The sequence below is a fragment of the Roseomonas populi genome, from assembly GCF_024594815.1.
Lineage (GTDB): Bacteria > Pseudomonadota > Alphaproteobacteria > Acetobacterales > Acetobacteraceae > Roseomonas > Roseomonas populi.
This window is the reverse complement of the sequence record NZ_JANJOU010000003.1, coordinates 227,438-240,630: the sequence shown is the minus strand read 5'-3', so window position 1 is coordinate 240,630 and position 13,193 is coordinate 227,438. Positions and strand designations below refer to the sequence as shown.

Here is a 13,193-nt window from a genome sequence, read left to right as displayed (position 1 = left end):
AAACCCCGCGCCGTGCCCCGGCGTAGCAGCCCAGGCGCCACCGCCGGCGCAGCCGCAGGACCGCACCGGATGCAGCGACGCAGCCTTCTCACCCTCGCCGCCCTCGCGCCCCTGGCCGCGCGGGCCCAAGGCGGTGGCAACCCAGGCGGCGGCACCCCCGGCAGCGGCAACCCGGGCACCCCATCATCGGGCAGCCAGTCACCGGCCGCGTGGTCGCCGGGCGGCCCCATCCGCCTGATCGTTCCCTTCGCCCCGGGCGGGTCGCAGGACGTGCTCGGCCGCCTGCTGGCCCAGGCCGCCGCCCCGATCCTCGGGCAGAACGTGGTGGTGGAGAACCGCGCCGGCGCCGGCGGCGTGCTGGGGGCGGAAGTCGTGGCCCGCGCCGCGCCGGACGGGCTGACCCTCCTTCTCGCCACCGCCGGCCAGCTCACCATTGCCAAGGCCATCGGCCGCCGCCTGACCTACGACCCGATCGCGGACTTCACCCCCGTCCTCCACCTCGTGGACAGCCCCGTGGCGCTGCTCGCCGCGCCGCAGCTGAACGTGGGAGACGCGGCGGAGCTGATGCGGCGCGCCCGGCAGGCGCCGCAGCCGCTGCCCTATGCCTCCACGGGCATCGGCACGAACACCCACCTCATCATGGAGGACCTCAAGGCGCGGGAAGGGCTGAACGTGGAGCACGTGCCCTATCGCGGCGCCGCGGCGGCCTTCAACGACCTCGCCGCCGGCCGGATCGCGCTGATGTTCGTCTCCGTCCCCTCCGTGCTCGCGACCGACGGCACGGGGTTCAAGGTCGTCGCCGTCACCTCGCGGGAGCGCTTCCCCGCCATCCCGCAAGTGCCCACCCTCATCGAAGCCGGCGTGAAGGACTTCGAGGCGAGCATCTGGACCGGCCTTTCCGCCCCGAAGAGCACGCCCGCCCCGGTCGTCGCGCGGCTGGCCGAGGCCTTTCGCGGGGCCATGGCGAGCGACCTGGTCCGCGCGCGGCTGGACGGGCTGGGCGTGACGCCGAACGGCGCGGACGGCCCCGCCTTCGGTGCGATGCTGGGGGACGACCTGGCCCGCTGGACCCGCGTGGCCGCCCCACTTCACATCCAGCTGGACTGAGCCGGAGGGGGCGTCAGTTCTGGCACCCCTTCATCAGCGCGTGGGAGATCGTCACGATCTCCTCCGCCACGATGGCGCGCAGCTCCGCCCCTTCGCTCGGGCCGGCCGCCTCGAAGGCCGTGATCACCAGCAGCACCTCGCCGGCGGCCCGGCGCAGATAGGCCACGGGATCGGGCGCGTGCCGCAGCCCTTCCTCCAGCACCGTCCGCACGGCCTCCGAGATGAGGTGCCGCGCCATCCCCTCCTGCATGGCGGCGCGCCGCTCAGGCTGTTCCCCGCAAAGCGTGCCCGCGCGCGGCCATGCCTTCGTCGTCATCTATCCTTCCCTCCGGATTTCTGGGCGAGACCATGCGCCGGGCGCCGCGCCGTAAACAGCGGGGTGGTTCCGATGGCCGGGATCGGCGCTGCCTATTCCTGGCGGGCCGCTTCGTGCCGCCCGTACCCCTGCGCCAGCGCCCCATCCAGCGTCGCGGGGTCCAGCCCCTCCAGCAGCGGGTTCGCGCGCAGCCCGCGGCCCCACAGCGCCTCCAGCGCCGTCACCACCGCCTCCGTCGCCGGCATGGGGATGCCGCGGCCGCGCGCCAGCCAGAGATAGAAGGCCAGGCCATAGGGCACGTCCTCCGTCACGTAGCGCGTCTCCATGGAAGCGGGGCCCAGGACCGAGCCGCGCGACATGGCGATGGCCTCCGCCATCTCCGCCAGCGGCCCCATCGGCACGCCATTCGCCCGGTGCAGCGATTCCTCCAGCCCCAGCGCCTCCACGCCGAAGGCGGCCGCCAGCGCCGCCCGCTCCGCCGCCAGGGCCTCCATCAGCCGGCAGGCGGCGGGCGTCATCAGCGCGTATTGCGGCCAGGCCTCCCCGCGCTCGATCCGCGTCACGTTCGTCAGCGCCAGCACGGCGTGGATGATGGGGTTGGCGTTGGCCAGGCCGGCCTGCAGCGCGTGCGGGGCAGGGGGGCTGGCATGGCCGAACAGGGCGGTGGCCAGCGCGCCCATCTCCCCCGCGCTCCGGGCCGGCACCGCCGCCACGTCCACCGCCGCGCGGATCGCCGCCACGCGTACCCGCCCCCTGGAGGAGCGGCGGGCGGTGACCGGCGTGGTGGCCATCGCCCCCACCGGCGCGCGGTCCGGCGCCGCGCCCCGCGCGGCCAGCATCGCGTCCAGCGCCAGCGGGGCGAGCGCGGCGGCGGGCGCGATCAGCAGCGGCAGGCGCGCGGGCAGCGCCGCCGCGACCTGCGGCAGCAGCGCGGGGAGGGCATAGGCCGGCACCGCCAGCAGCGCGGCGTCGGCATCGCCGAAGGCATCGTCCAGGCCCTTCGCCACGCGCAGCGGGAAGTGCCCTTCGATCGCTCCCTCGGCCTCGATCGAGTCGCCCAGCCCCGCCGTGCCCGCGCCGGAGGGCGACCACAGCGACACCGCGTGCCCGCGCGAGGCCGCCAGCACCGCGGATGCCGGCCCGACCGCTCCCGCCCCCAACACGCAAAGCCGCATCGCGCCGCCTCCCCCTGATTTCATTTCGATCATCGACCATCGGGGCCGCAGGGCAAGGGTGCTGCCATTCCACCCCCGGCGCGTTCCCCCCTAAGCTGGCCGCGACCACCGGGAGCCCCGTCGATGACCCCCACGCCCCGCCGTACCCTTCTCTCCGCCGCGGCCGGTTTCGCCGTGTCCGGTCTTGCCGCGCTGGGCCTCGCCGATGCCGCCCGGGCCCAGACCGCCGGGCCCTCCGCCGCCGAGGGCGGTCCCGGTGGTGGACCCAGCGGCCCCTGGCCCAACCGCCCCGTCCGCGTCATCGTCCCCGCGCCGGGTGGCGGCGGCACGGCGGACACGCTGGCCCGCGTCTTCGCGCAGGAGATGGAGAAGCGCGTCGGCCAGCGCGTGCTGATCGACAATCGCGGCGGCGCCAACGGGAATATCGGCGCCCTGGCGGGGGCGCGCTCCACGCCCGATGGCTACACCATCCTCTGGTCCTGGGCGGGCACCCTCGCCACCGGCCCCGCCCTCTACAAGGACCTGCCCTTCGACCCCGAGAGGGATTTCGAGCCCGTGGTGTTGATCGGCAACGTCCCCAACGTTCTGGTGGTGAACAAGGACCTGCCGATCCACAGCCTGCGGGAATTCGGCGACTACGCCCGCGCCCATCCCAACGCCATCAACTTCGGCTCCACGGGCAACGGCTCCTCGATGCATCTGGCGGGGGAGCTCTACAAGTCGCTCACCGGAGCGCAGATGGTGCACGTGCCCTATGCCGCGCCGGCCGCTGGCGTCACGGACCTTCTCGCGGGCCGGATCCAGGCCATGTTCAACCTCATCACCGGCGTCGCGCCGCAGGCGCGGGCGGGCGCGGTGACCCCGATCGCCGTGCTGGACGACCGGCGCTCCCCCCAGTTGCCGGACGTGCCCACCACGGCGGAGCTGGGCATGCCCGGCCTCGTCTTCGGTACCTGGTTCGGCCTGTTCCTGCCGAAGGGCTCGGACCCCGCGCTGGTGGCCCGGATCAACGCCGTGGCCAACGAGATCCTGTCCGATCCCGCCGCCCGCGCCCGCTTCGAGGAGCAGGGCATGACGCCGCTCGGCGGCGACCCGGCGCGGCTGGCGAGCTTCCTGCATGAAGAGATCGGGCGCCACGCCGCCCTGGTGCGCCAATCCGGCGCGCGAAACGAGTAGGGGCCTGCAGGGAAGTCGCAATGAGCAGTTCAGCGCCCCTCGTCCTCGTCATCGGCGCCTCGCGCGGCCTCGGGCTGGCATTGGCCCGCGAATGGCTCTCCCGCGGCTGGGAGGTGATCGGCACGGTGCGCGGCGCGGGGCCTACCGGGCTGCACGAGGCCGCCGGGGCCTCCGGCGGGCGCCTGCGGGTGGAGACGCTGGAGGTCACGGATCCGGCCTCCCTCCAGGCCCTGAAGGAGCGACTGGCGGGCACGCGGCTGGACCTCCTCTTCGTCAATGCCGGCGTCGCCAATGGCCCGGGAGACCGCGTGGACCGGATCTCCACGGAGGAGTTCACCCGCATCATGGTGACGAACGCCCTCTCCCCGATGCGGGTCATCGAGGCGCTGGGCCCGCTGGTGCGGCCGGGGGGCACCATCGCCGCCATGTCCTCCAGCCTCGGCAGCGTCGCGTTGAACGACAGGGGCGGGTGGGAGGTGTACCGCGCCAGCAAGGCGGCGCTGAACACGCTGATGCGCTCCTACGCCGCCCGCCATCTGGCCGATGCGCGCAGCCTGGCGCTGGTGGATCCGGGCTGGGTCCGCACCGACATGGGGGGCGACGCCGCCAGCCTGTCCATCGCGGAGAGCATCCCCGGCGTGGTGGACGCGCTCGCCCGCCGCACCGGCCAGTCCGGGCTCCGTTACTTCAACTACCGGGGCGAGACCTTGCCCTGGTAGGGGGCGCCTCCGCCCCGGAAACCCAATCCGCTCTCCGGCGGCGCCTATTCCGCCGCGTCCGTCTCGCCCAGGGACTGCATCAGCCGGTTCGCGTTGGCGAACATGGCGATGGAGTGGATGAGGTCCAGCACCTCCAGGTCGTCCATCCCCGCGGCGCGCAGTGGCGCTAGATCGGCGGCCGTCACCGCGCCCGGCTCCAGCGTCAGCCTCTCGCTGAAATCCGCGATGGCGCGGCGGCGCGGGTCGGTCTCCACCCGATGACCTTCGTCCAGCACGCGCTGCATCGCCTCCCGCTGCTTCGAGAGCTCGGTGAAGCGCCGCGCGTGGACGGAGGTGCAGTAGACGCAGCCATTCGCCATGGAGACGATGGCGGTGGAGAACTCCCGGTCCGCGCGCGGCAGCCCGCGCGGCGCGTACATCACCGTGTTGAACAGCGCCCCGCGCTCGCCCAGCGATCCCGGATCGTTCGCCAGGGTGCGGAAGTACACGGAACTGCGCTGGGCCGGCGGGCAGGCATCCAGCGCCGCGCGCTGTGCGGGCGTTGCCGTCGCCTCCTCGATCGGCGGGATGCGCGGCGTCCAGCCCACCTCCTCCATGGTGAAGCGCTTCATGCCGTCTTCTCCTCAAGCATGGCGCGGAGCCCCGCGATCAATCGCACCTGGTACGGCACGAAGGAGACGAGCTGCGTGACGGCCACGATGTCGCGCGGCGTCAGGTCCATCGCGGAGAGGCTATCGATCGTGCCCTGCGAGACCTCCGCCGGGCGGGCCGCCACCACGTCGGCGTAGCGCAGCAGCGCTGCCAGCCGCCCTTCCATCGGTGCGGCGGAGAGGTCCTCCGCCAGCATGATCGCCTCCTGCGCGCCCGCCTTCTCCAGCAGGCCCCGGAAGTGCTTCGCCAGCGCCGCGTCGTTCTCGCGCAGCGCCACCCGCAGCGCCAGCGCTGCACGCTCGGCGTGGGAGACGTTGCCGGGGTCATCCGGCATCAGCAGCTCCCGGTAGGCGCCCTGGGCGTGGCGCAGCGCCTCCGGCCGCCTGCGCCGCAACTCGGCCAGCGGCGATCCGGGCGCGATGCCCAGGAGGTCCTCGATCAGATCGTCCATGGCGTCACCTCAATCATGGCCGCTCGGGCCACTCGTCGCCCAGCAGCTCGGGCGTCTCATAGGCCACCAGCCGCTCGAAATGAGTCTCCCGGTCCTCCACGAAAAGGGACCGCGCGATTCCCCGCGCCAGCCGCCGCGCCCCGGCGGAGATGGCGGGGATGTCGCCCGTCAGCTTCCCGTGGCTCAGCGTGGCCGGGTAGTTGAAGGCGTGGATGTTCCGCAGCGCCGGGCAGGCGCCTTCCACCTTCTCCTGGAAGGAGAAATCCGGTGCCAGATCGGGGGAGAGGGACAGCTCCTCGCTCTCCATCCCCTCCGGCGCCGGGAAGCGGTCCCGCCACAGGCGCACATGCGGCGCGATGAGCGCCAGTTCCGGCCGCGTCTCCATCGCCGCGTGGAAGCCGGTGGCGAGGATCAGGAAGTCCAGGGTGAACTCGCCCTGCGGCGTCTCCACCACCAGCGCGCCGTCCATCTCCCGCAGACCCGTGACGGGGCAGGAGAGGTGCAGCCGCGCATGGGGATGGCGGGAGACGCGCATGGTGCTGTCGCGCGGAGGCGGCGTCTGGGCGGAGCCGACATAGTGCAGGAAGCGCCACTTCCACTCGTCCGGCAGGCCGGCGAAGCCGTGCACCACGCCCTGGCTGCCGATGCCCGTGAACTTGTTCACCCGCGGCAGGGCCGGGCGGCGCACGAAAAGGTCCAGCGAGGCCGCGCCCGTCTCCAGCGCCGTCGCCGCATTGTCCATGGCGGAGGCGCCGGCGCCCACCACTCCCACGCGCTTGCCGCGCAGGGCGGCGAAATCGATCTCCTCGCGCGAATGCGCCCAGAAGCGGCGATCCACCCGCCGGGCCATCGGCGGCACGTATTCCCCGCCTAACCCGTCACGCCCCGTGGCCAGCACCAGGCGGCGGCACAGGATCTCCGGCGCGCCCGCCATCTCCAGCGCCACCAGCCCGTCCGGGCGCGGGCGGATCAGCGAGACGCGGGCGGCGTTCTCCACCGGCACGGCCATCACGCGGCGATACCAGTTCAGGTAGTCCATCCATTGGGCGCGCGGGATCTTGCCCAGCGCCTCCCACGCGGCCGCACCGAACTGCGCCTCGAACCAGGCGCGGAAGGTGAGGGCGCCGAAGCCCAGCGCCGGCCCGGCCAGGCCCTTCGGCGAACGCAGCGTCTCCATCCGGGCATAGGTCACCCAGGGGCCTTCCTGCCCCTGGCCCGCGCGGTCCAGCACGCGCTGGCGGTCGATCCCTTCCAGCCGCAGCGCCGCCGAGGCCGCCAGCCCCGCCATGCCGGCCCCGATCACCACCACATCCGTCACCGGGCGGCCATCCGCCACCGTCTCCGGCACCCAGGGCCTGGCCGGCAGCTCCAGCCATTCCAGGTCCTGTCGCAGGCGCGCTTCCAGTGCCTCCAGGCCCATCCCGCTCCCCGTCTCAGTCATGGCAGCGACTGCATCCGTCTCTCCACCATCCCCTTCCAGGGTGCGCCATCGGGCGCCGTGGCCAGCAACGCCTGCCACGCCGCCCGCGCCGCCGCCGGGCGCCCGGCCTGGGCCTCCGCCTGGCCGGCCAGGAAGCGCAGGCCCACATGGCCGGGCGCGCGGGGCAGGGCATCGGCGAGGAAGGCCGCCGCCTCCTCCACCTGCCCGGCCTCCAGCATCACCTGCGCGCGCTGGGAGGCGAGGTCGGGATCGAAGCCGATCTTCAGCACCTCGCCAAAGGCCGCCGCCGCCTCGGCGGGGCGCCCGCGGTTCCGCTCGGCCTCGGCCAGCAGCAGCCAGCCCTGGCGCGTCTGGGGGGCGCGCGGCGGCATGGATTGCAGCCGCGTCCGCAGCTCCGCCAGCAGCGCCTCGTCCCGCGCCTCCGCGTCCCGCCGCTCCGCGAAGGTGGCGGAGGGCATGCCGGGGAAGCCGTTCAGGAAGTACACGGCGAAGGCCAGCACCGGCACGGCCACCAGCCCCGCCAGAAGCGGCCCGCGCCCACCCGCCCGCGCCGGCGCGGCCTCCGGCACGGCCAGCAGGCGCCGCTGCACCTCCAGCAGCGCCGCCGCGTGCGCCGCCTCGTCCAGCCGGCCCGATGCGCGGTCCCGTTCCAGTTCCGCGATCTGCGCGCGGTACAGCGCCTTGTCCGCCGCCGCCCGGTCCAGGGCCCGCGCCGGGCGCAGGATGATCCAGGCCAGCGGCAGCAGCGCCGCGGCCGCCAGAAGCCCCGCCAGGATCCAGGTCAAGGCTCTCTCTCCAGCGCCGCCAGCCGCGCACGCTCCTCCGGGGAAAGGGGTGCCGGGGCCGCGCGCGCGGCGGTGCGGCGCCGGTTCACGATGATGCCCAGCGCGCCGCCGAGCAGCACCAGCACCGGCAGCGCCCAGAGCGGCGCGGTAACCCAGTTGAAGGGCGGGCGCAGCAGCACGAAGTCGCCGTAGCGGTCGTGGATGTGTTCCACCACGGCCTGGTCGGACTCGCCGGCCGCCACGCGCTCCCGCACCAGGCGCCGCAGGTCGCGCGCCAGGTCGGCCTCGCTGTCCTCGATGGACTGGTTCTGGCAGACCATGCAGCGCAGCTCGCGCCCGATGGTCTGGGCGCGCGCTTCCTGCGCCGGGTCGGGCAGCATCTCGGAGGGGCGGCCCACCGCCAGCGCCAGTTGCGGCGCCAGCACCAGCGCGAAGAGAAGTGCCCTCACGCGTGCCGCCGCAGCAGCGGGTCCAGTTCCGCGGAAACCGTGTCGGGCGTCATCGGCCCGGCCCAGCGCCAGCGCACGATGCCGCCGCCATCCACCAGATAGGTCTCCGGCACGCCGTAGAGCCCGTACTCAATCCCCGCGCGCCCTTCCGCATCCGCGACCAGCGCGGAGAAGGGATTGCCGTGCCGCTGCAGGAAGCGCCCGGCCTCCGGCGCCTTGTCCTTGTAGTTCACGCCCAGCAGCCGGACGCCCCGCGCCTGCAGGGCCATGAGCTGCGGGTGCTCGATCACGCAGGGGACGCACCAGGAGGCCCAGAAGTTGACCAGCACCGGCCTGCCCGAGGCCAGGGCCTCCGGCGCGAAGCCCGGCGTCGCCACGCCCTCCAGCGGCGGCAGCGCCAAGCGTGGCGCGGGCTTGCCGATCAGGGCGGAGGGTACGCCGCGCGGGTCGTAGGACCCGTCCTTCATCCCCCGCAGCATGGCCCAGAAGCCGACGCCACCCGCCGCCGCCAGCCCCAGCGGTGCCCAGAGCAAGGCGCGGCGGGGCAGGGGGGATCGCTGCGCCCCGCTCACGCCTGCACCTCCGCCGTCGCACGGCGCCGAGCCGGCGCGCCCACGCGCGCGCGGCGGTCGGACAGCGAGATTCCGCCGCCCAGCGCCATGACCGCGCCGCCGAGCCAGATCCAGGGCGCCAGCGGATTGTGGTGCAGCCGCAGCGTCGCCCGGCCCCCCTCCTCCTCCCCCATCACGGCGTAGAGGTCCGACGCCCAGGTGGTGTGGATGGCGGCCTCCGTCGTGCTCTGCCGGGCCAGGGGGAAGTTGCGCTTCTCCGGCTCCAGCACCGTCACCGGGGCGCCGTTCCGCGTCACCGTCACGGTGGCGTGGCGCGCGGTGAAGTTCGGGCCCACCACGTCGCGCACGCCCTCCAGCCTCCACTCATACCCGCCGAGCGAAATCGTCTCCCCCGGCCGCACCGCCGCCAGACGCTCTGTCGCCAGCCCCATCCCGGCCATGCCGAGCAGGCTGATTCCGAACCCCGCATGCGCCAACGCCCCGCCCCAGGCCGCGCGCGGCAGCCCCCGGGCGCGCGCGAAGGCCGCGCGCGGGCGGGAGAGGAGGGCGATGCGTTCCGCCACATCGGCGAAGGCCGCGAGGATGAGCCAGCACGCCGCGCCGAAGCCCAGCGCGGGCAGAACGGGCCTGCCCTGCACCAGCCAGACCAGCGCGATCACGCCGAGCGCGATCACCGCCACCCACCACAGCCGCTGCAGCACCGGCCAGGCCCGCGCGCGCTTCCACGCCATCAACGGCCCCGCCGCCATGGCCAGGATGAGCGGCAGCGCCAGCGGGAAGACGGTGGCCTGGTAGAAGGGCGGCCCGACGGAGATCTTCGCCTTCAGCATCAGGTCCGCGAACATCGGATACAGCGTGCCTGCCAGCACCACCGCCGCGACCGTGCAGAGGAGAAGGTTGTTCAACACCAGCGCGCCTTCGCGCGAGAGCGGTGCGAAGATCCCGGTGGGAACCAGCGCCGGCGCGCGCCACGCAAACAGCGCGAAGGCCCCGCCCACCGTGATGAACAGCAGCGCCAGGATGAACACGCCGCGCTCCGGATCATTGGCGAAGGCGTGCACGGAGTTCAGCACGCCCGAGCGCACAAGGAAGGTGCCGAGCAGCGACATGGAGAAGGCGAGGATCGCGAGAAAGATCGACCAGGTCTTCAGCGCCTCCCGCTTCTCCACCACGATGGCGGAGTGCAGCAGCGCGCAGCCGGCCAGCCAGGGCAGGAGGGAGGCGTTCTCCACCGGGTCCCAGAACCAGTACCCGCCCCAGCCCAGCTCGTAATAGGCCCACCACGATCCCAGCGCGATGCCGAGCGTCAGGAAGGACCAGGAAGCCAGCGCCCAGGGCCGCACCCAGCGCCCCCAGGCCGCGTCCACCCGCCCCTCGATCAGCGCCGCGATGGCGAAGGCGAAGGTCACGGCCGTGCCGACATAGCCGAGGTAGAGAAGGGGAGGGTGGAAGGCCAGGCCGGGATCCTGCAGCACGGGGTTCAGCCCCTGCCCATCCACCGCCGGCGGCCAGACCCGCGTGAAGGGGTTGGAGGTGGCGAGAATGAAGGCCAGGAACCCCACCGCGATCATCCCGAGCACCGCCAGCACCCGCGCCCGCAGCGCTCCCGGCAGCCCGCGCCCGAAGAGGGAGACGGCCCCGCCGCAGAGGGCGAGGATCAGCACCCACAGCACCATGGAGCCCTCGTGGTTCCCCCAGGCGCCGGCCAGCTTGTAGAGCATGGGCTTGGCGGAGTGGCTGTTCTGCACGACGTTGGAAACGGTGGTGTCGTTCTCCGCGAAGCACCACAGCAGCGCGGCGAAGGCGGCGGCCACCGCCACCAGTACGCCCGTGGCGAGCCCGGCGCCGGAAGCCATCAGCCGCGCCTCCCCCCGCTGCGCGCCGACCAGCGGCAGCACGGATTGGGCGAGCGCCAGCGCCAGCGCGAGCGCCAGGGCGAAATGCCCGAGTTCAGGAATCATCCGCCCGTCCTGGCTCCGGCCGGGGCCGGCTGCATCGTGTTCCACCCCGCCGCCGGCGGCGCCGCGCCCTGGCTGGGGTTCCAGTGCCCGCTGCGCTCCAGCGCGTCCTTCACCTCGGGCGGCATATAGGTCTCGTCGTGCCGCGCCAGCACCTCGGAGGCGGCGAAGGAGCCGTCCGGCAGCATCTTGCCCAGCGTCACCACGCCCTGGCCTTCCCGGAACAGGTCGGGCAGCACGCCGCGATAGGCGACCGAGATCGTGTTCGCGCCGTCCGTCACGCGGAAGCGCGCCTCCGCGCCGTCCCGCACCACGCTGCCTGCCTCCACCAGCCCGCCCAGGCGGAAGGCCCGGCCGTCATGGCCCATGCCGGCCGCGATGTCGGAGGGGGAGCGGAAGAAGACGAGGTTGTCCTGGAAGGCCGTCAGCGCCAGCGCCGCCGCCATGCCAAGCCCCAGCCCGCAGAGCAGCAGCACCCAGAGCCGCCGCCGCCGCCGCGCCGCGGCCAGCCCCAGCCCGCCGGGCTTTCCTCCCCGGACCGCCGTCGCGCCGCTCATGCCGTTCCCCTCGGGCCGCGCTCCAATTCGCCCAGCCGCCGCGCCGCTGCCCGGTGGCGCAGCACCGCCCCCAGCGACAGGCCGCCGAAGCCGACCGCCGCCAGCGCCCAGGCTGCCGCCACGTTCCACAGATGCGCGCTCATGCCGTCACCACCGCATCTCCTGGCGCCGGGCGATCCGCCGCGCGCGCCCGCGCCAGCTCCAACGCCGCCACGCGCCGCTCCATCACCGCTGCCCGGACCCGCGCCAGCACCAGCGTGGTGAAGAGAAGGGTGAAGCCGATCGCGCAGGCCAGGAGCGGCCCGAGCATGGAGACGTGCATGGAAGGCCCGGCCATCCGCGCCACGCTGGCGGGCTGGTGCAGCGTGTTCCACCAGTCCACGGAGAACTTCACGATCGGCAGGTTCACCACCCCCACGAGCGCGAGGATGGCGCCCATCCGCGCCCCGCGCTCCTCGTCCTCGAAGGCGCGGGTGATCGCGGCGTGCCCGACCCAAAGGAAGAACAGCACCAGCACGGAGGTCATCCGCGCGTCCCAGGCCCACCAGGTGCCCCACATCGGCCGCCCCCAGAGGCTGCCCGTGGCCAGGCAGAGCGCCGTGGCGACCGCCCCCACCGGTGAAAGCTCCCGCGCCGCCAGATCCGCCAGAGGGTGCTTCCACACCAGTGCCAGCACGGAGGCGAGGGCGAGGCCCGCGTAGCCGGACATTGCCAGCCAGGCCATGGGCACGTGGACGTACATGATCCGCACCGTCTCCCCCTGCTGCCAATCGGCGGGGGAGAGGAGCAGCGCCCACCCCGCCGCCGGCAGCAGCACCGCCAGCGAAAGCCCCCAGAGCCAGGGCATCAGCGGCTTTGTCGCCCGCAGGAAGCGGCCGGGATTGGCGAAACGGTGCAGGATCGGCGCGGGCGCAGGGGGCGGCATGGGGCGCATCGGGTCCGTTCTAGACCTGTCCGGGCCGCGCTGGAACGCCCAGCCCGGCCCGGATCGCGCCGCCCCCGTTCATTCCCTCGTCAGGCCACCACCTTCCGGTACAGGTGCCAGGTGGCGTGCCCGAGCACCGGCATCACCACCGCCAGCCCGACGAAGAGGGGCAGGGAGCCGAGGAAGAGCAGCCCGGCCACGATCGCGCCCCAGGCCGCCATCGGCACCGGGTTGGCCATCACCGCCCGCAGCGAGGTGCGGATCGCTCCCCCCGCCCCGATGTCGCGTTCCAGCAGGAGCGGGAAGGAGACGACGCTGATCGCCAGCGCCACGACCGCGAAGCAGAACCCGACGAGGTTGCCGACCAGGATCAGCCGGGTCCCCTCCGGCGTCTGGAGCGCGCGCCACAGCTCGGTGAAGGAGCCGACCTCGGCCGGGCCTATGGTGGTGCGCCAGATCCAGAGGGCGCAGGCGATCCAGGCGACAAAGAGGGCCAGCAGCACCACCCCCACCCCGAGGATGGACCCGATCGAGGCCGAGCCGTAGGCGCGCAGCCCATCCCGCCAGCTGACCGGCTGCCCCTGCTCGCGCCGGCGGCTCATCTCGTAGAGGCCGAGCGCCGCGACGGGGCCGACCAGGGCAAAGCCGGCCGCCAGCGGCCAGAGGATCGGCAGCAGGTTGTTGCCCGAGGCGGCGAAGCCGAGGGTGAGCCCCATTACCGGGTAGATGAGGCAGAGGAAGAAGAGCTGGGTCGGCACCTCCAGGAAGTCCCGCCAACCCTGGACCAGGGAATCCCCCAGGTCCGTTATGTCGATCCGCTGGATGGCGGGTTCCGCGAGAGCGGCGGGGTGTACCCCCGGCATGATGGTGCGCGACGTGTTCTCGGCCATAGGACAATCCTCCCCGACCGC

At 73.6% G+C, this 13,193-nt stretch carries 16 protein-coding genes; 3 read left to right on the top strand and 13 right to left on the bottom strand.

All coding sequences use genetic code 11. From position 1 onward, the window contains the following. The first annotated feature begins 69 nt into the window (after positions 1–69). Positions 70–1,107: a Bug family tripartite tricarboxylate transporter substrate binding protein gene (locus NRP21_RS06395; protein WP_257715338.1), complete on the top strand. Its 1,038-nt coding sequence runs from the start codon at positions 70–72 to the stop codon at positions 1,105–1,107. A 13-nt stretch (positions 1,108–1,120) separates the two neighbouring features. Here the strand turns inward: NRP21_RS06395 and NRP21_RS06390 are convergent, their stop codons facing one another. After that, positions 1,121–1,423 (bottom strand): hypothetical protein, encoded by a 303-nt coding sequence (locus tag NRP21_RS06390; protein WP_257715337.1) that lies wholly within the window; start codon positions 1,421–1,423, stop codon positions 1,121–1,123. Positions 1,424–1,515: 92 nt separating this feature from the next. Next, positions 1,516–2,598 carry an NAD/NADP-dependent octopine/nopaline dehydrogenase family protein gene (locus NRP21_RS06385; protein ID WP_257715336.1) on the bottom strand — a complete coding sequence of 361 codons (1,083 nt, stop codon included), beginning with the start codon at positions 2,596–2,598 and terminating at the stop codon, positions 1,516–1,518. Between the two features lie 123 nt (positions 2,599–2,721). Between NRP21_RS06385 and NRP21_RS06380 the strand changes: the two genes are divergently transcribed. Both NRP21_RS06380 and NRP21_RS06375 read left to right on the top strand, forming a co-directional pair. Then, entirely contained in the window at positions 2,722–3,774 is a 1,053-nt protein-coding gene (locus NRP21_RS06380) for a Bug family tripartite tricarboxylate transporter substrate binding protein (RefSeq protein ID WP_257715335.1), read from the top strand. Between the two features lie 20 nt (positions 3,775–3,794). Further along, positions 3,795–4,493: an SDR family NAD(P)-dependent oxidoreductase gene (locus tag NRP21_RS06375; RefSeq protein ID WP_257715334.1), complete on the top strand. Its 699-nt coding sequence runs from the start codon at positions 3,795–3,797 to the stop codon at positions 4,491–4,493. Positions 4,494–4,537: 44 nt separating this feature from the next. Here the strand turns inward: NRP21_RS06375 and NRP21_RS06370 are convergent, their stop codons facing one another. The 11 genes from NRP21_RS06370 to NRP21_RS06320 all read right to left on the bottom strand — a co-directional run bounded on the left by NRP21_RS06370 (position 4,538) and on the right by NRP21_RS06320 (position 13,172). After that, positions 4,538–5,104, bottom strand: coding sequence for a peroxidase-related enzyme (locus NRP21_RS06370; RefSeq protein WP_257715333.1), 567 nt, complete (start codon positions 5,102–5,104; stop codon positions 4,538–4,540). After that, on the bottom strand, positions 5,101–5,595 hold the full coding sequence (locus NRP21_RS06365) for a CMD domain-containing protein (protein WP_257715332.1): 495 nt from the start codon (positions 5,593–5,595) through the stop codon (positions 5,101–5,103). The genes NRP21_RS06370 and NRP21_RS06365 overlap by 4 nt, the downstream gene beginning before the upstream one ends. Positions 5,596–5,608: 13 nt before the next feature. Then, positions 5,609–7,036 (bottom strand): NAD(P)-binding domain-containing protein, encoded by a 1,428-nt coding sequence (locus NRP21_RS06360; RefSeq protein ID WP_257715331.1) that lies wholly within the window; start codon positions 7,034–7,036, stop codon positions 5,609–5,611. Further along, positions 7,033–7,821, bottom strand: coding sequence for a c-type cytochrome biogenesis protein CcmI (gene ccmI, locus NRP21_RS06355; RefSeq protein WP_257715330.1), 789 nt, complete (start codon positions 7,819–7,821; stop codon positions 7,033–7,035). Before ccmI ends, NRP21_RS06360 begins: the two co-directional genes overlap by 4 nt. Next, on the bottom strand, positions 7,818–8,270 hold the full coding sequence (locus NRP21_RS06350) for a cytochrome c-type biogenesis protein (RefSeq protein WP_257715329.1): 453 nt from the start codon (positions 8,268–8,270) through the stop codon (positions 7,818–7,820). Before NRP21_RS06350 ends, ccmI begins: the two co-directional genes overlap by 4 nt. Next, on the bottom strand, positions 8,267–8,842 hold the full coding sequence (locus NRP21_RS06345; protein WP_257715328.1) for a DsbE family thiol:disulfide interchange protein: 576 nt from the start codon (positions 8,840–8,842) through the stop codon (positions 8,267–8,269). The genes NRP21_RS06350 and NRP21_RS06345 overlap by 4 nt, the downstream gene beginning before the upstream one ends. Next, a complete protein-coding gene (locus NRP21_RS06340; protein WP_257715327.1) occupies positions 8,839–10,803 on the bottom strand; it encodes a heme lyase CcmF/NrfE family subunit in 1,965 nt (654 codons plus the stop codon). Before NRP21_RS06340 ends, NRP21_RS06345 begins: the two co-directional genes overlap by 4 nt. Continuing rightward, positions 10,800–11,357, bottom strand: a complete 558-nt coding sequence (gene ccmE / locus NRP21_RS06335) for a cytochrome c maturation protein CcmE (protein ID WP_257715326.1) — start codon at positions 11,355–11,357, stop codon at positions 10,800–10,802. The genes NRP21_RS06340 and ccmE overlap by 4 nt, the downstream gene beginning before the upstream one ends. Then, a complete protein-coding gene (locus NRP21_RS06330) occupies positions 11,354–11,500 on the bottom strand; it encodes a hypothetical protein (RefSeq protein ID WP_257715325.1) in 147 nt (48 codons plus the stop codon). Before NRP21_RS06330 ends, ccmE begins: the two co-directional genes overlap by 4 nt. After that, positions 11,497–12,282, bottom strand: a complete 786-nt coding sequence (locus NRP21_RS06325; RefSeq protein ID WP_257715324.1) for a heme ABC transporter permease — start codon at positions 12,280–12,282, stop codon at positions 11,497–11,499. Before NRP21_RS06325 ends, NRP21_RS06330 begins: the two co-directional genes overlap by 4 nt. 89 nt (positions 12,283–12,371) lie before the next feature. Beyond that, positions 12,372–13,172, bottom strand: a complete 801-nt coding sequence (locus NRP21_RS06320) for a DUF2189 domain-containing protein (protein WP_257715323.1) — start codon at positions 13,170–13,172, stop codon at positions 12,372–12,374. Positions 13,173–13,193 lie beyond the last annotated feature (21 nt).

What these genes read in the sequence shown, in the direction of transcription:
- NRP21_RS06395 (WP_257715338.1), top strand. Translation starts at nt 70, where the DNA reads ATGCAGCGACGCAGCCTTCTCACCCTCGCCGCCCTCGCGCCCCTGGCC.
- NRP21_RS06325 (WP_257715324.1), bottom strand. Translation starts at nt 12,282, where the DNA reads ATGCCGCCCCCTGCGCCCGCGCCGATCCTGCACCGTTTCGCCAATCCC.
- NRP21_RS06320 (WP_257715323.1), bottom strand. Translation starts at nt 13,172, where the DNA reads ATGGCCGAGAACACGTCGCGCACCATCATGCCGGGGGTACACCCCGCC.
- NRP21_RS06390 (WP_257715337.1), bottom strand. Translation starts at nt 1,423, where the DNA reads ATGACGACGAAGGCATGGCCGCGCGCGGGCACGCTTTGCGGGGAACAG.
- NRP21_RS06365 (WP_257715332.1), bottom strand. Translation starts at nt 5,595, where the DNA reads ATGGACGATCTGATCGAGGACCTCCTGGGCATCGCGCCCGGATCGCCG.
- NRP21_RS06330 (WP_257715325.1), bottom strand. Translation starts at nt 11,500, where the DNA reads ATGAGCGCGCATCTGTGGAACGTGGCGGCAGCCTGGGCGCTGGCGGCG.
- NRP21_RS06360 (WP_257715331.1), bottom strand. Translation starts at nt 7,036, where the DNA reads ATGACTGAGACGGGGAGCGGGATGGGCCTGGAGGCACTGGAAGCGCGC.
- NRP21_RS06380 (WP_257715335.1), top strand. Translation starts at nt 2,722, where the DNA reads ATGACCCCCACGCCCCGCCGTACCCTTCTCTCCGCCGCGGCCGGTTTC.
- NRP21_RS06375 (WP_257715334.1), top strand. Translation starts at nt 3,795, where the DNA reads ATGAGCAGTTCAGCGCCCCTCGTCCTCGTCATCGGCGCCTCGCGCGGC.
- NRP21_RS06340 (WP_257715327.1), bottom strand. Translation starts at nt 10,803, where the DNA reads ATGATTCCTGAACTCGGGCATTTCGCCCTGGCGCTCGCGCTGGCGCTG.
- NRP21_RS06385 (WP_257715336.1), bottom strand. Translation starts at nt 2,598, where the DNA reads ATGCGGCTTTGCGTGTTGGGGGCGGGAGCGGTCGGGCCGGCATCCGCG.
- ccmE (WP_257715326.1), bottom strand. Translation starts at nt 11,357, where the DNA reads ATGAGCGGCGCGACGGCGGTCCGGGGAGGAAAGCCCGGCGGGCTGGGG.
- NRP21_RS06370 (WP_257715333.1), bottom strand. Translation starts at nt 5,104, where the DNA reads ATGAAGCGCTTCACCATGGAGGAGGTGGGCTGGACGCCGCGCATCCCG.